The 16,191-nt window shown below is 42.5% G+C and carries 16 protein-coding genes; 15 read left to right on the top strand and 1 reads right to left on the bottom strand.

Annotation, left to right across the window (positions count from 1 at the left end):
- Nucleotides 1–768, top strand: a complete 768-nt coding sequence (locus tag GJS45_RS03430) for a zinc ribbon domain-containing protein (RefSeq protein WP_162340069.1) — start codon at nucleotides 1–3, stop codon at nucleotides 766–768.
- A gap of 105 nt (nucleotides 769–873) precedes the next feature.
- Nucleotides 874–1,284 carry a hypothetical protein gene (locus GJS45_RS03425; protein WP_162340068.1) on the top strand — a complete coding sequence of 137 codons (411 nt, stop codon included), beginning with the start codon at nucleotides 874–876 and terminating at the stop codon, nucleotides 1,282–1,284.
- On the opposite strand, the gene GJS45_RS03420 is transcribed toward GJS45_RS03425, so the two are convergent.
- The gene (locus tag GJS45_RS03420) at nucleotides 1,274–1,903 is read right to left on the bottom strand and encodes a histidine phosphatase family protein (RefSeq protein WP_162340067.1); all 630 of its coding nucleotides are present in this window, start codon (nucleotides 1,901–1,903) and stop codon (nucleotides 1,274–1,276) included. The two genes, GJS45_RS03425 and GJS45_RS03420, sit on opposite strands and share 11 nt — an antisense overlap.
- 53 nt (nucleotides 1,904–1,956) lie before the next feature.
- Between GJS45_RS03420 and GJS45_RS03415 the strand changes: the two genes are divergently transcribed.
- The 13 genes from GJS45_RS03415 to GJS45_RS03355 all read left to right on the top strand — a co-directional run bounded on the left by GJS45_RS03415 (nucleotide 1,957) and on the right by GJS45_RS03355 (nucleotide 16,009).
- On the top strand, nucleotides 1,957–2,376 hold the full coding sequence (locus GJS45_RS03415; protein WP_162340066.1) for a hotdog fold thioesterase: 420 nt from the start codon (nucleotides 1,957–1,959) through the stop codon (nucleotides 2,374–2,376).
- A 5-nt stretch (nucleotides 2,377–2,381) separates the two neighbouring features.
- Entirely contained in the window at nucleotides 2,382–3,587 is a 1,206-nt protein-coding gene (locus tag GJS45_RS03410) for a chorismate-binding protein (RefSeq protein WP_162340065.1), read from the top strand.
- Nucleotides 3,584–5,290, top strand: coding sequence for a 2-succinyl-5-enolpyruvyl-6-hydroxy-3-cyclohexene-1-carboxylic-acid synthase (gene menD / locus GJS45_RS03405; protein WP_162340064.1), 1,707 nt, complete (start codon nucleotides 3,584–3,586; stop codon nucleotides 5,288–5,290). The genes GJS45_RS03410 and menD overlap by 4 nt, the downstream gene beginning before the upstream one ends.
- A gap of 87 nt (nucleotides 5,291–5,377) precedes the next feature.
- Complete coding sequence (locus GJS45_RS03400) at nucleotides 5,378–6,259, top strand: inositol oxygenase family protein (RefSeq protein ID WP_162340063.1); 882 nt, start codon at nucleotides 5,378–5,380, stop codon at nucleotides 6,257–6,259.
- Between the two features lie 72 nt (nucleotides 6,260–6,331).
- Entirely contained in the window at nucleotides 6,332–7,906 is a 1,575-nt protein-coding gene (locus GJS45_RS03395; RefSeq protein WP_162340062.1) for a solute:sodium symporter family transporter, read from the top strand.
- A gap of 219 nt (nucleotides 7,907–8,125) precedes the next feature.
- Nucleotides 8,126–8,692 (top strand): RbsD/FucU domain-containing protein, encoded by a 567-nt coding sequence (locus GJS45_RS03390; protein ID WP_162340061.1) that lies wholly within the window; start codon nucleotides 8,126–8,128, stop codon nucleotides 8,690–8,692.
- Entirely contained in the window at nucleotides 8,689–11,454 is a 2,766-nt protein-coding gene (locus GJS45_RS03385) for a GH116 family glycosyl-hydrolase (protein ID WP_235954574.1), read from the top strand. Before GJS45_RS03390 ends, GJS45_RS03385 begins: the two co-directional genes overlap by 4 nt.
- 576 nt (nucleotides 11,455–12,030) lie before the next feature.
- The gene (locus GJS45_RS03380; RefSeq protein ID WP_235954573.1) at nucleotides 12,031–12,753 is read left to right on the top strand and encodes a hypothetical protein; all 723 of its coding nucleotides are present in this window, start codon (nucleotides 12,031–12,033) and stop codon (nucleotides 12,751–12,753) included.
- 289 nt (nucleotides 12,754–13,042) lie between these two features.
- A complete protein-coding gene (locus tag GJS45_RS03375) occupies nucleotides 13,043–14,083 on the top strand; it encodes a Fic family protein (RefSeq protein WP_162340059.1) in 1,041 nt (346 codons plus the stop codon).
- Between the two features lie 335 nt (nucleotides 14,084–14,418).
- Entirely contained in the window at nucleotides 14,419–14,652 is a 234-nt protein-coding gene (locus tag GJS45_RS03370; RefSeq protein WP_162340058.1) for a hypothetical protein, read from the top strand.
- A complete protein-coding gene (locus GJS45_RS03365; RefSeq protein ID WP_162340057.1) occupies nucleotides 14,637–14,894 on the top strand; it encodes a type II toxin-antitoxin system RelE/ParE family toxin in 258 nt (85 codons plus the stop codon). Before GJS45_RS03370 ends, GJS45_RS03365 begins: the two co-directional genes overlap by 16 nt.
- 568 nt (nucleotides 14,895–15,462) lie before the next feature.
- The gene (locus GJS45_RS03360; RefSeq protein ID WP_162340056.1) at nucleotides 15,463–15,753 is read left to right on the top strand and encodes a nucleotidyltransferase family protein; all 291 of its coding nucleotides are present in this window, start codon (nucleotides 15,463–15,465) and stop codon (nucleotides 15,751–15,753) included.
- Nucleotides 15,746–16,009 carry a HepT-like ribonuclease domain-containing protein gene (locus GJS45_RS03355; protein WP_162340055.1) on the top strand — a complete coding sequence of 88 codons (264 nt, stop codon included), beginning with the start codon at nucleotides 15,746–15,748 and terminating at the stop codon, nucleotides 16,007–16,009. Before GJS45_RS03360 ends, GJS45_RS03355 begins: the two co-directional genes overlap by 8 nt.
- Nucleotides 16,010–16,191: the final 182 nt, after the last annotated feature.

Genomic DNA, 16,191 nt, shown 5'->3' with positions numbered 1-16,191 from the left:
ATGGAAAGTCCAGTCGCACAAAAACTAGAAGCCATCCTCAATCTTCAGAATATTGATTCCCGTCTAGATGCCATTTTTAAGGTCAGGGGGGCCCTTCCGGAGGAAGTCCAGGACTTAGAAGATGAAATTATAGGCTACGAAACCCGACTGAACAAATTCAATACCGATATTGAAGCGAAGGAGGCCGAGATTAAAAAAAATAAAGATGCCATTAAGGAATCTGAGAAGCTGATCAAAAAGTACCAGGAACAGCAGATGAACGTGCGAAATAATCGGGAGTACGATGCCATCACCAAAGAATTGGAACTGCAGGATCTGGAAATTCAAGTATCTAAAAAGAAAATCGCAGAAGCGCAGGTACGAATAGAAGAAAAGCAGCAAGATATCGCAGATCTGAAAGAAATCCTTGACGATCGGCAAAACGATCTGGATCAAAAGAAGGGGGAATTAGATACCATCGTAGCAGAAAGCGAATCCGACGAAAAGAAGCTTAAAACCGAAAGGGAAAAAGCCGCCAAGAAAGTGGAAGATCGCCTCATCAAATCGTATGATAAAATCCGAAACAATGCTAAGAATGGATTGGCAGTTGTTTTGGTAAAACGAGGGGCTTGCGGTGGCTGTTTCAATATCGTTCCTCCACAAAGGCAAGCCGAAATTCGCGAACGGAAAAAAATTATCGTCTGCGAACACTGTGGCCGAATTCTGGCAGGAGTGGAAGATGAAATCGTAGAAGAACCAACTCCAAAAAGAAAGCGAAGCAAAGCTTAAAATCTCCTTATTACCAAAACCGGATATTCTCCGGTTTTTTCTTTTTTGGTTAGATCCAAAAACTTTTGTTGTTTCGTATATGTTTATTCCATATATTTCCAAACAATGAAACAGCTGATCTACACCCTATTATTCGTTTGTCTTACGCATCTCTCCACCGCCAAGGAGGGTCCACAAAAAACCTTTTTGATTATTTTTGATGAGGCCGAGCTGGAATTGTATCAATCCAGTGCCCAAAAGATGGAATTGAGTTTTCTGGATGCCTTTAAAACCAAGGTATACGTAGGAAATTCAGAACACGCTTTGTTTGTTACCGTTCCCTTTTCGGATTGGACCGTTTGCGAGATGGGAAAATCGCTCGTTCGCCTATCTGACAAAAGCGAAATTCCGCTGGAATCCATTGCGTTCCGCATCATTGACATGAATGAATGTCAGGAAAATTTTCAGGCCCTGCTTTCCGAATCCAAGGACCAGGGATCACAAAAAAAAGTGGCTACCATCAAACTCAGCTTATAGGGGCCGTCTTTTTTAATGGGGAAGGGTGGTATTTATCCAAGATCAGGCTTCCATTTTCCTCCACATGCAATTCGTAGCAGCATAGATTTTCGTGCCTGAACACATCCATATACCTAAGATCATACCCCAACAACAGCGTCATTAAGATTCGAATGGCTCTACCGTGCATGCAGATAAGCAGGTTATTTCCCCCTGTCGACAGAATGTGATCCATGGCCCGTTTTAATCGCTGCACCACGTCAATGGGCGACTCCCCGCCACCTATTTTATGTTCCAGCTCCCCGGAGGACCATTTCGTAAGCATGTTGAGGTAATATTGGTTTTCGTCGTGGTCCATAGGAAGACCTTCGTAATCTCCCCAAGAGATCTCATTCAGATCGGAAAGTTCCTCCTGATACATATCCGGAGTTAAAAATTTTTCAATAGACTGCCTGGTTCGTATCAGGGAGGAGTAAAAAACCCGGTCAAACGGAATATGCTTGAAATTTTGAAAGAATAGTTCCGCTTGCTTTCTCCCCGTTTCGTTTATCGGGGCGTCTATTCCACTTCCCTGTACCACCCCTTTGAGGTTGAAATCTGTCTGTCCGTGGCGCACCACGTAAATTTTTTTACTGCTCAAGATTCTCTATTTTTGAATTTGGATTCAAAGAAAAAAATTTTATCCCATAAAACATGCTATTTAAGAAAAAACCCGACCTGGATTTTTTAAATCAGATGGGAAAAGGCAACCTGATCGGATTTCTGGGCATCAGCTACACGGCCGCTGGCGAGGATTACCTGGAAGCAGAAATGCCGGTGGAAGCCAAAACCAAACAGCCATTTGGCCTGTTACATGGAGGAGCAAACGTGGTATTAGCCGAAAGCCTGGGATCTGTAGCAGCCTTGCTAACCCTGGATGAAGAAGGTGCTTATCCTGTAGGGCTCGAAATTAATGCTAACCACCTAAAATCTGTAAAAGAAGGCAAGGTTACAGGAAGGGTGTCTCCCCTGCACATTGGCAAAAGGACACAGGTATGGGAAATAAAAATTAACGATCAGGAGGGAAACCTTACCTGTGTCAGCCGGATCACCCTGGCTATTATCCGAAAGTAAATCCGATGGATACACAAAACATTGCAAACAATACCACCCGGGAGCTGTTCCTGGAATCCTTTATAGCGGAAGCCTTTCGCGAAGGATGTCCGTTCGCTGTGTGGAAAAAACCGGGCCAGCCACTGGTGGAGATGATTATGGATAAGGATCCACAAGCCTATTCCCGTCCAAACCTGGACCTGGACGAATTGCCGGGGGGCTTTATGATACACCCCTTCCAGAGTTCTGAAGTCCATGAACAAGTATACGTAAAAGCCTCTCGCTACGAACGGTTTATGCTGGGAGAAGTATCTCCCGCCGCCGAAGAGGAGTGGAATTCCAATGAACCGATACTGGAGGGATCCGCAACTATTGTTAGAAATAAAATTGCCTCTCTCCCGGAAGCACCCAACAGTACCCCTTCCAACAAAGCAAACTTTCTGAGTACCGTCGCAAACGCCATTGATCGTATTCAATCGGGAGGATTCTACAAAGTGGTGCCCGCCCGCTTAAAAAAACGACAACTCCCCCCGGATTTTGACTTGGCCCGGGTATTTCTGGAATTATGCGAGGCCTATCCCAGCGCCTTTGTCAATTGTTTTTATAGTGAAACCAGTGGATGCTGGATCGGAGCCAGTCCTGAGACCCTAATCCGGACCAAGGGCGATCTTTTTTACACCATGGCCCTGGCAGGCACCCAGAAAGCGCAGGGAGATAACCCCTTGAAAAATGCCGCCTGGACGCAGAAGGAAATCGAAGAACAAGCCCTGGTAAGTCGTTACATTGTCAACTGCTTTAAAAAAATCCGGCTTCGGGAATACCAGGAACTGGGGCCTAAAACCTCAGTAGCGGGAGGGCTACTTCATTTAAAATCCGAATTCCTGGTGGATATGAAGGCAACTAACTTCCCGCAACTCGGCTCGGTCATGTTGGAGTTATTACATCCTACTTCTGCCGTTTGTGGCATGCCGAAGGAGGATGCCCTGACTTTTCTGAAGGAGGAAGAGGGTTTTGACCGCTCTTATTTTTCCGGGTTTATTGGTCCGGTAAATCTAAATGGGGAAACCAGCCTTTTTGTGAATCTTCGCTGCGCCAAATTGGAAAACAACCAGGCACTTCTTTATGCCGGTGCGGGGATTACGGAAGATTCCGTCCCGGAAAAGGAATGGGAGGAGACAGAGCTAAAGTGTGACATTATCGGAAAATTCATCCAAACCACGAAGCCCCATTGATACTTCCTCAATTAACTCATTTAGCTTCTATCTGTGCCAAAAGTGGCGTGACTCAGGCGGTATTATCGCCTGGTTCCAGATGTGCTCCGATTTCTCTGGCATTTATCCGTCACCCTGAAATCCACTGCCGGACCATTCCGGACGAGCGATCGGCTGCCTTTATAGCGATGGGAATGGCCCAGCAACTTCAAAAACCGGTGGTGTTGGTTTGCACCAGTGGTTCGGCTGCCTTAAATTACGCACCAGCCATCGCCGAAGCGTTTTACCAACAAATCCCATTACTGGTGCTGACAGCAGACCGTCCGCCGGAATGGATCGACCAATGGGACGGCCAAACCATTCGGCAGGAAAACCTCTACGGGCCACATGTAAAAGAAAGCTTTACCTTTCCTGACGAAGCACAGCTTCCCGACAAGTTATGGCATGCCAAACGCATCGTAAAAGAGGCCCTGGTCCTTTCCAAAAGTTTCCCCATGGGTCCGGTACATATAAACATTCCGGTGAGGGAGCCTTTCTACCCCTTGCCTGAGGAGAAGTATTCATTTGAAGTGACCGACCTCGAACCGCCGCTGGAAATACAGACAGGCCTCAGCACCTTTGGGGAGGAGGCCATACAGAAGATCCGGGCACAATTGGGAAAATACCGGAAAATCCTACTTCTTCCTGGCCAGCAGCGGCCAAATCAGGCAATCAAAACCTTACTGGCTGAAATTATTCGTAAACGGCAGGCCGTCCTGGTGACGGATGTGATCAGTAACCAGGTACAGGAAGGCGCCATCATCCACCACGATTTTTTTATTAAAGACCCCGAAACCCAAAAAGAAATGGCTCCGGAGCTTATCATTAGTTTTGGAAAATCCATCCTATCAAAGGCAATGAAGCAGTTTCTGCGAAAGAGCCAGGCCACTCACTGGCACGTGCAACCCGCCGGTAGGGTACCGGATCCCTTTCAAAAACTGGGGCAGATCATCCGCGTGCATCCCGAATACTTCCTGGAACATTTCACAAACGAACAAGGACCGGCAGATCCCGTTTTTAGTCAAAGCTGGAGTCAAAAAAACGAAGCCCTGCGAAACGGTATTCAAGGCCTGCTGGAGAAACAGGCTTTCGGGGAACTGCTGGCACTGAAACGGGTGTTAGCCAAACTGCCTCCCTTCGGGAAGGTACATTTAGCCAATAGCCTGGCCGTGCGGAATGTGAATAGGCTGGGCCTGCCGGAAAAAGACCTGGAGATTATCTGTAACCGGGGGACCAGCGGCATTGACGGCTCCACCAGTACCGCGGTAGGCTGCACCTTCACCACCAAAGAAAACGTCACCCTGATTACCGGTGACATGGCGTTTTTTTACGACAGAAACGCCTTCTGGCATCAGTACCAACTAACAAATTTGAGGGTGGTGCTCTTTAATAATCACGGAGGGGGCATCTTCCGAATGATCGAGGGGCCGGCCGAACAACCGGAGTTGGAAGAGTATTTTGAAACCCACCAGAAGCTTAGTGCAAAACACCTGGCCGCAGAAATGGGATTTGAATACCGGGTAGTCCGGGATGCCGCTGCGCTGGAAGAATGTCTGGAAACTTTTTTCCAAAAATCCCTCCACCCAAAAATCGTAGAAATAGAAAGTAGCAGTGAAAGCAATACCCGAACCCTGAAAATGCTTCATGAAGCGATACAAAAATTTCTGATCGATCGTAATTTGTGAACAATTATTTTGAAAAATATAAGTTAGGTAATAAAATACAAGTTGTTTTTTTCTAAATTTAAACCACTGAATAAAATCTTCTGAATCATGACCAAACAATATACAGATAAAGAAAAAGCCCCCTTGGGAAATATAGAAGAATGGGAAGACGATTTAAAAGTTCGTTACCCAAAACCCAAGGCCGAACAAGCTAAAAGCAAACAGGATTACCGAAACTACCACGATTCGGAACGGGTAGACACGGTACGGGAATTTTACCGATTAAACCACCAGTATCAAACGTATGATTTTGTAAGCCAAAAGCAACAGGATTACCTGAAGTTTGACAAGAAAGAAATGCCCTTTTGGGAGGCCATTGATTATCTAAATACCCTGGTAGACGACTCGGACCCGGATATCAACCTGGATCAGTTGCAGCACCTCTTGCAAACTTCGGAAGCCATTCGTGCAGACGGACATCCGGATTGGTTTGTGCTGACCGGTTTTATCCACGATATGGGAAAGGTATTGTGCCTTTTCGGGGAGCCCCAGTGGGCCGTTGTGGGTGACACTTTTCCGGTGGGCTGTCGCCATTCGGACAAAATCGTTTACCCGGAGTTTTTTGAGGAAAACCCCGACGCATCAGACGAACGGTTTAATACCCAATATGGAATCTACGAACCCAACACCGGCCTGGATAACGTAAAAATGTCCTGGGGACATGACGAGTACCTTTACCAAATGGTCAAGGATTACTTGCCGGAACCGGCACTGTACATGATTCGGTACCATTCTTTTTATGCCCAGCACCGGGAAGGTGCCTACGATCACCTACTAAATGATCACGACAAGGAGATGTTTAAATGGGTAGATAAATTCAATCCTTACGACCTGTACTCGAAAGTTCCGGTACCGCCGGATGCAAAAGCACTAAGGCCCTATTACGAAGATCTGGTTGCTAAGTATTTGCCGGCAACCCTTAGATTTTGATTTCCTTTTTTCCAAAATAACGTATTCATTGCTGCCTGGAACGGATCCCGGGCAGCAATTTAATTTTCACCCATGCTTACAGCCCTGACCTTTGTTGGATTCACGTTATTCGTGGCTATTTTTTCCTGGTATAAATTACGAAAAGACGATATTCGCTCCAGAGACGGGTATTTTTTGGGTGGTCGTTCGCTCACCGGAGGCGTAATCGCCGGTTCCATGATATTGACCAATATTTCTACCGAGCACCTGATAGGGCTGAATGGCTCTGCCTATAAAAACGGCATGATCATCATCGCCTGGGAAGTGACCAGTGCGATTGCATTGGTGATTGCGGCATTGTACTTCCTGCCCATCTATTTAAAGATGGGGCTGACCACCATCCCCCAATACCTGGAAAACCGGTATGACAGCAGCACCAAGACCTTGGTGGCCTTTTTACTGATGGTATCCTTTGTAGTTACCCTGCTGCCCATCGTATTATACACCGGAGCCATCAATTTGGAAAGCATTTTTAATGTGTCCGAGGTTTTAGGCGTAAGTTTATCCGAAGGCATCTGGATCACCGTCATTACGATCGGGGTCATTGGATCGGTATATGCCATTTTTGGAGGATTGAAAGCCGTGGCCTTATCGGATTCGATCAATGCCATAGGCCTGGTTATCGGAGGGCTGATGGTTCCCATTTTTGCACTATGGGATATCGGAGAAGGCAATATCCTAACGGGCATGAGCAAGGTATATGAATATGCCCCGGAAAAATTCAATGTGATCGGTGAAGCAGACTCGGTGCTTCCCTTTGGAACCATTTTCACCGGATTGATGATCAATCAACTCTATTTCTGGGGGATGAACCAAACCATTATCCAACGGGCTTTTGGAGCAAAAAACATGGCGGAAGCCCAAAAAGGGCTACTATTAACGGGAATGTTCAAAATTTTTATCCCCCTGATCATCGTGTTGCCAGGAATCATTGCCTACTATTACTACAGCGATACCTATTATGACAATCAGGATTTCATCTATCCGGTACTGCTCACCCGGGTGATGCCGGTAGGACTCTTGGGATTCTTTGCTGCGGTGGTTTTGGGTGCCATATTGAGTACCTTTAATAGCGTACTAAATTCCGCCGCGACGATTTTTAGCCTCGACATTTATAAAAAACTGATTCATCCGGACTGTACCGACAAGCGACTGGTCCGGGTGGGGCGCTTGAGTTCCCTGGTCCTGGCCTTATTTGCCATAGGCATCGCCCCCTTGGTGGGAAACGCCCCGGAAGGGCTTTACCAACTCATGCAGCAACTCAATGGCATTTTTTTTATTCCCATTGCCTCCGTTTTGATTGCCGGTTTTTTCATTCCAAAAGTAACGGCCCGGGGAGCTAAAATTGGATTGATCACGGGGCTGAGCTTCTACCTACTGACCAGCTTTGTTTTGGATACAGGTATTCACTTTATCCATATATGGGCCATTGAATTCGTGATGAACCTATTATTGATGATTGCCATTAGCCACTACTTCCCGGGAAAGCCCAATACCTATGTCAGCAGACCTCCGGTGCTGGAAATGAAGCCCTGGAAGTATGCCAAACCGGTTTCCGCCATACTCTGCCTGGTGACGTTATTGATCTATATCTGGCTGGGAAGTTGAGTTTACCCTCCTGTCAGTTCAAGATAGGATATGCCGACTGCCTGGAGGTGATCAACAGGGCAGTCCAGCGCCTTATCATCAGCGCTGGATTATATCAATCTAAATGTTCAACAACGGCAAAGCATCACCAGTTTGTACCGGGCCTTGGGCGGTGGTTGGCAGCAATAAGCCTGGTCCGGAAAGATGCACATGAATAAGAGGCAGGAAATATTTATAATAATGATAACAATATTATCATGTACGAAACCAGTGCGTCAAGAACCAAATATTGGAGAAAAGGCAGATGTAAAAGATTGGAAATCAGAGGTGAAAAGCTTTTTACAACTGTTTGGTCATAGAAATTGGATCGTAATAGCAGATGCTGCCTACCCAAAACAAAGCAATAAGGCAATCAAAACGCTAGCTATTGATGCCGATCAATTAGAAGCAGTTGAATTTGTTAATCAATTAATTGAAAAAGCTACACATGTAAAGGCTAATATTTTTATTGATAAAAAAATGGAATTCGTTCCAGAAAAGGAAGCAAAAGGTATCGAAAACTATAGAGCTAAACTTGATAATGTATTAGAAGGAAAGCCTGTCAAAACTATGTTGCATGATGATATTATTCAGAAAATTGATGCATCTGCAAAATTGTTTAATGTGCTAATCATTAAAACGGATTTAGTAATTCCTTATACATCCGTTTTTTTTGAGTTAGAATGCGGCTATTGGAATACGGATGCCGAAGAAAACCTCAGAACTGCTATAGCAGGAAGTGAAAAAATAATTAAGAAAAAAAAATGATTATGAGTAAAAAATCAAACAATAAATCGTGCGATCCGAATTCTGGATGTTGTTCTCCGAGCGGAACTTCTTCTTCTATCGAAGGGAGTATTGTAAGAAGGGATTTTTTGAAATATTTAGGGCTGGCTACTGGTGGAGTTATGCTTGGACTTCCTGCTATTGGCATGAAAAATTCACAATCCACTTATACAATACCAACAGACAAAGGTCTATCTCCCGAGTGGTATAAAAGCTTGTATGATCGTGGAGCAGCAGAAGTCTATACAGGAAAAGAATTGGCTTATATAGGTATGCCTATTGGCGGTCTGTTTACCGGGACTGTCTACTTTGGCGGAGATGGCAAACTTTGGTTGTGGGATATATTCAATGAAAACAAAGAGGGGATAAGTAGCAAGGAGTACGAAAACTGGCAAGGCAAGAAAAAAGTAAGGCCAAGAGACGGTGCTAATTTCATTTTTCCTGTATCTCCTGAATATCCTTTTGAGCAAGGCTTTGGAATAAGAGTAAAGCAGGGTAAAAACACTTGGGAGAAATCGCTTGACTTTAAAGGCTTTGATGACATTACATTTAAAGGGCAATATCCTATTGCAGAAGTTACCTATCGGGATAGAGAGTTACCGGTAGCCATTGATTTGCAATCCTTCTCTCCGTTTATTCCCCTCGATGTAGATGCCTCAAGTTACCCCGCTACTATCATGCGATTTAAAGCCACCAATACGAGCAACAAAAAAGTAAGCGCAGAGCTGGCTGGCTGGTTAGAAAATGCCGTTCTCAACAACACGAAAAACAATAGCGAAGTAACACTTGTCAATACCATTTCAGAAGTTTCCGGAAATACGATTTTGACTTGTTCTGCACAAACGAATGCAGCGTCTTTGAAACAACAACGCGACTTTGGCAACATGTCATTGTCTCTTTTGGATGCCAGCCATGAAGTGAAAGCTGAAGCCGGAACTCAAGTAACGGGTAGCCTACTTTTTCCAAAAAATGATGAAAGAAAAGCTTCAGCAATACTTGGTGAACAATTGTGTGGGGCATTGAGTAAAACAATACATTTAGACCCTAACGAAACGCAGGAAATCACTTTTATAATCAGCTGGTATTTCCCAAACATCATACTTCCCAAAAACAATGAATTAGAAAGAGAAAACAAAGGCCGATATTATAAAAAACGATTTCAAAACGCTCAGGAAGTAGCTGAAGATATTGCTACTAAATACGAAGATTTATATCGGAAAACGATCGCTTGGAGAAACAGCTTTTACGAAGAGTCTACACTGCCTCATTGGTTTCTAAACAGAACATTTGTAAATACTTCCATCCTGGCAACAGAAACTTGTTATTTATTGGATGATGATCGTTTTTGGGCATGGGAAGGTATTGGCTGCTGCCCGGGCACTTGTACGCATGTTTGGCATTATGCTCAGGCCATGGGGAGAATATTTCCTGAACTGGAAAAAAATCTTAGAGAGAAAACAGATTTTGTTGTCATTGATGACTTATCAGGTGGGATTGATTTCAGAGGAGGAATGGCCAATAAAAATGCAGCTGATGGGCAAGCAGGAATTGTGCTGCGTGCATATCGTGACTATCAAATGTCAACAAATGATGAGTTCCTGAAAAAACATTGGGAAAACATAAAACTCACCTTACAATACCTGATAAACTTAGATAAAGAAGATGGCAAGGCAAACGGCACTATTTATGGAGAACAGCACAACACGCTGGATGCCGAATGGTACGGAAATATACCGGTAATTACCTCTCTCTATTTAGCCGCTCTGGCTGCTTCTATTGAAATGGCAAAAGTGATGAATGACACCACTGTAGAAGAAGAATACACGGCAATCCTTGAAGTAGGAAAAAAGAACATTGAGAAACTTTTCAATGGAGAATACTTCGTTCAAAATGAAGACCCTAACCATAAGGATGCAATTGGCATTGGATCAGGATGTTATATTGATCAGGTTTTCGGACAAGGATGGGCTCATCAGGTTGGATTAGGTCAATTATACAACAAAAAAATGATTAACAGTTCACTAGAGGCGCTATGGAAATACAATTTCGTTCCTGATGTTGGGCCTTTGCGAGCCGGTTTGTCTCCTAAAATAAATGGAAGACCCTATGCCATTGCTGGCGATGCAGGTTTGGTTATATGCACCTGGCCACTTGGAGGGAAAAGAGAGGATTGGGAAAGCCATTGGCAATTTGGATATTTCAACGAGTGCATGACGGGTTTTGAACATCAGGCTGCCAGCCATATGATCTGGGAAGACAAGTTGGACCATGGGCTTTCTATCGTAAAAGCGATTCATGAACGTTATGGCCCTGAGAAGAGAAACCCATACAATGAGATAGAATGTAGCGACCATTATTCCCGAGCTATGTCTAGTTATGGTGCTTTTATTGCTGCTTGTGGCTTTACATACAATGGACCAAAAGGGCAACTTGGTTTTGCTCCGAAAATGAATGCTGAAAATTTCAAAGCCGCCTTTACCAGCGCTGAAGGTTGGGGAAGCATCCTTCAAACAAGAACAGCAACATCTCAAACCAACACGGTGAAAATGGTCGACGGAAAACTGAATTTGCAGGAAATAGCAGTGGCATTACCTGAAGGGAAATCAGCAAGCTCCATCGAAATTACTTTAAATAATAAATCAGTAGCTGCGGCAATGAAAAAAGAGGCTGATAAAACCATTGTTATTTTTGAAAGTGTTGTTCTTACGGAAAAAGATATGATTACTGCTGTCATAAAATTATAGCCTTGTATCTCCTAAAATGAGAACAAAAAACAACGACACGCCAATCGAGTGGATGGCCGCAGGCCATAAACCTGCGGAGCACCCCTCACGATTTATCCCGACTGTCGGGACCACCGAGGTGCGACAAGAAGTCGCTTAGATAACTGTTTAACGTTCAAAGAACAATTAAACCTTGTGTTCCATCAATAGAATACGTGCATTTCTGGTAACGGAATGGTGCGAAGCTATCCGGAAAATATAGCCCGTAAAGGGACAGGCTACCGAAATGATGAAAAATTAACCTTTTATTTGCGCAAAACGGTATGGGCAAGCCCGTCACAAATGAAGATTCTTAAACTAATTTCAAAAAATCACAGTATCTAATTATATGGTACCAGACGAACATAGAAATAGACGTATCGAAAAATCAAATCAATTGATAACAAGGATATTATTGATGAAAATTATAGGCTTCTTGAGGTTGGCTTTGACGACGCCATTTATGTGACAAACGAAAGCTGAAATAGCTGAAGCCAAAAAACAAATTGAAAAAGGAGAAGGAATTGATTCAGAAGAAGTTTTTAAAAAAATGCGTAAATGGCTAAAAAAAATAAGATGGCCTCCTCTAGCCGAACGGAAATAAACAAAAGTGAAATCAAAACCAGGATAAATAGGAATTCAAAGATAGAGACAATGAAACACATTTTGACAATTTTACTGTCTGTTATTACAGCAACAGTTTTCGGGCAGACTTTTGAAGGAGAAATCACCTATCAAAACAGCTATACTAGTAAGCTCCCAAACATCGAAACCGAACAATTTAACACGATGATGGGGACAACACAGAAATATAGTATTAAAATCGGAGACTATAAATCAAGTTCCAACGGTTCTCTATTTCAGAGGCAGCTCTACATTAATAAAAACAACAAACTGTACAATAAAATGTCTAACTCTGAAACCGTTTATTGGAATGATGCTAATATTAATCCTGACAGTATAATAAATATTGAATTAAACGAAGATGTCACTGAAATTCTTGGCTACAAGTGTGATGAAGTTGTTTTATATTGCTTAAGTGGAGTTCAAAAATATTACTATAATCAAGAAATTGGCGTTGATATTTCATTATTTAAAAACCACCTTTTTGGAAATTGGTATGACTTTCTGAAAGTATCAAAATCACTACCACTGAAATCAATAATTGAGAACCAGCAGTTCACATTAGTAAGTGTAGCGACAGAGATTAAAGAAATGAAATTAGATAAACAAGAATTTCAACTTCCCGAAAACACTCAGGTAGCAAAAAGTCCATACTAATAAAAGAAGAAACGACCGAACCGCTAATCAGGGATGAGCCGCAGGGTGGTTGGACATTTTACCCTTCGGTAGATGAGTTGGAGCAGAGTGCAGTATCAACGTTCGTACTTAACCGAAAGTTTCGTGCTTCGAAATCGCCTACTTTTCGTATACTAACCGTTATAGGGCATTTGACCGAACCAATATCGTATAAAATAGGCTCATATCGTATCATGACTATTGGATATTTATCGAGCAAAAACGAATCATATCGTATCGTTTTTTGAGATTAATGTGATATCTTGGATGAATGGAAAATAAAGTACATACATTTTCATTAAACATTGATTGGGAACTAATTCGACTGATTAGTCAGATAGACCGATTTGATGCTTCTTGGACAACGATAGAAAAAAAAGAAGGTCAAAGTTTGAAGCAATTGAAAACGATTGCTACAGTTCGGAGTGTTGGTGCTTCTACTAGGATTGAAGGTTCGAAAATGTCTGATGAAGAAGTAGAAGTTTTACTTAAAGAAATTGATATCACAAAGATTGTAGATAGAGATTCACAAGAAGTGGTCGGATACTTTGAAACCTTAGATTTAATTTCTGAATCGTTTGAGGATATTTCAATTTCCGAAAGTAGTTTGAAGAATTTGCACAACATATTACTGAAACACAGTAAGAAAGATGAATGGCATAAAGGAGATTACAAGCAGCATAGCAATGCTGTAGAAGCTAAACTACCTGATGGAACTAGACAGATAATTTTTCAGACAACTGAAGCAGGGTTTCCAATGCAGGATGCTATGAGAATGTTAATTGATTGGTATTTAAATGACAAAGAAACGCATCCATTGGTAAAATGCGCGTTATTTGCATACGATTTTGTGAGTATTCATCCGTTTCAAGATGGAAACGGGCGATTGAGTAGATTACTTACGACTTTACTTCTAATGAAACATGGTTACAAGTGGATTCAATATGTGAGTTTTGAACACGAGATTGAAAGTCGAAAAACAGCGTATTACAGCGTATTAAGAAGTTGTCAATCGCAGAGACCGAATGAAGACGTTACCGAATGGATTCGTTTTTTCTTTGATGCTTTGGGAAATATTCAGAATCAATTGATGACAAAACTTGGGAGCAAAGGAGTCGAAACAAGATTATCTCCACGAGAAAAGTCAATTCTGACCTTTATTGAGAATAATGCAGGCTGTAAATCGGGAGATATCGCTAAAAAATTAGGAATTCCTAGTCCGACAGTGAAAAGGATTTTACCAGCGTTGATTAAGAAAAAACTGATTGAAAAATTCGGAACTGGACCAGGTACTAATTACTCGATATTGTAGAAAAACGCCCTAAAATCGTGTAGAAGGCCTCGCCAGATTCCTCTGACGTGAAGCGCCTCACACGATTTATCCCGATAATCGGGACCACCGAGGCGCGACAAGAAGTCGATTAGATAACTATTTACCGTTCCATGAACGATTGGTATTCCATCAATAGGATACGTGCATTGCTAGTAACGGAATGGTGCGAAGCTAACCGGACAATATCGCCCGTAAAGGGACAGGCTACCGAAATGAAGAAAAATTAACCTTTTATTTGCGCAAAACGTTATGGGCAAGCCCGTCACAAGTGAAGATTCTTAAACTAATTTCAAAAAATCACAGTATCTTATAATATGGTAACGGACGAACATAGAAATAGACTTATCGAAAAAATCAAATCAATTGATAAAAAGGATATCATTGATGAAATTTATAGGCTTCTTGAGGTTGATTTTGACGATACCATTTATGTGACAAACGAAAAACAAAAAGCTGAAATAGCTGAAGCCAGAAAACAAATCGAAAACGGAGAAGGAATTGATTCAGAAGAAGTTTTCAAAAAGGCGCGTAAATGGCTAAAAAAATAAAATGGTCTCCTCTAGCCGAAAAGAAATTCGATGAAATTCTAGAATATTGGACTAACCGAAACAAGTCAGAATCCTTTAGCGAAAAATTAATTGATTTGTTTGAGGAAGCCACAGAACTGATTGCCAATTTTCCAGAAATGGGTCGATCAACAGACATTGGAAATGTTCGTCAGGAATTAGTCCGAGATTATTTAATGTTCTACGAATTAGATGGAGAAATAATTAATATACTAACAATCTAACAATTTGGGATCCAAGACAAGACCGGGACAAATTAGAGCTCCAATGAATTGTGCCAGGGCAGCCCATAATCGAGTGGATGGCCACAGGCCATAAGCCTGCGGAGCAGCCCACACAATTTATCCCGACCATCGCGACCACCCGGGTGCGACAAAAATAGGATTCTCCCGGCAAATTGGCGGAATCCAATTCGTAATCCAAGTGGAACTTGGCAAGGCCCTGCAGACAGCCAGCCCCGACAACACGGGGTTAGCCCTATGTAAAGAGACACCTTAAAATCGGTACAGGCTACTCTTAGGGATCCGTACAGGCATTTCACCCGTTGGAACGGTCAACTTTTTGACCTATATTCACCATTTAAAAGGCGCACACATTGGCGATAGCAAATGCGGGGAGCTGACTACTAAAATTGAAGATATCGCAACTACACAACATTAGGTCGGGCGGACAACGATTCGATTTCAAAACCCACACTTGCCAGGGCCCTTGGGGGCAATGGTATAAAAAACCGCACCAGGGCTGAAACCGGAAATACAAACGATTTTTCAATAATTTCGTACTTTTGGGAATATGAAGTCATTGCAAGACATTCAGGCTACTTTAGTTGAACACAAGGATCAATTGTTTTCAAGCTATCCCATTGAATCTTTGGCAATTTTCGGGTCGTTTGCCAGGAATGAACAAAATGATGATAGTGATCTGGACATTATTGTTGAATTCAACGATAAAATTGGAATACGATTCATTGATCTTGCTGATGAACTGGAAAATTTAATCGGATTCAAAGTCGATTTAATTTCAAGAAAAGGGATCAAAGACAAATATTATAAATCAATCGCATCCGATCTTATTTATGTCTAAAAGAGATGTCAATTTACTCCTTGAAGACATGCTTGAATCAGTTAAAAAGATCAAGCGATATACCGCAGATTTATCATTTGAAGATTTCCTTAAAGATGAAAAGACCAGCTACGTGAACTCAAGACCTGAAAGGGTGAATTACACTGGTCAGTCTTGGCAACGAGGAATATATACCGCCCCGCCAGGTCTCAAAAATCATAGGAACTCATTTTACGATAGGCTACACCCATCGCTGAGAGATCCCGCCCTTTCCTGAAATAATTGATGATTCTTTTGTTGAAATGAGATACCTCCATTGCCAGGGTATTTCGTGCCTGCACGACTTGGTTGGAGGTAAGTTCTTTCGGTAGGTCCAACAGTAAATTAAATCTAATCCATAGCCTTCTACAGGACTTACCAGAATGATAAGGGTGCTGCATCCAAGCACTGAAAGTGCGA

The organism is Cyclobacterium salsum (assembly GCF_010119245.1).
GTDB classification, from domain to species: Bacteria; Bacteroidota; Bacteroidia; order Cytophagales; family Cyclobacteriaceae; genus Cyclobacterium; species Cyclobacterium salsum.
This window is presented reverse-complemented; position numbering and strand designations above follow the sequence as displayed.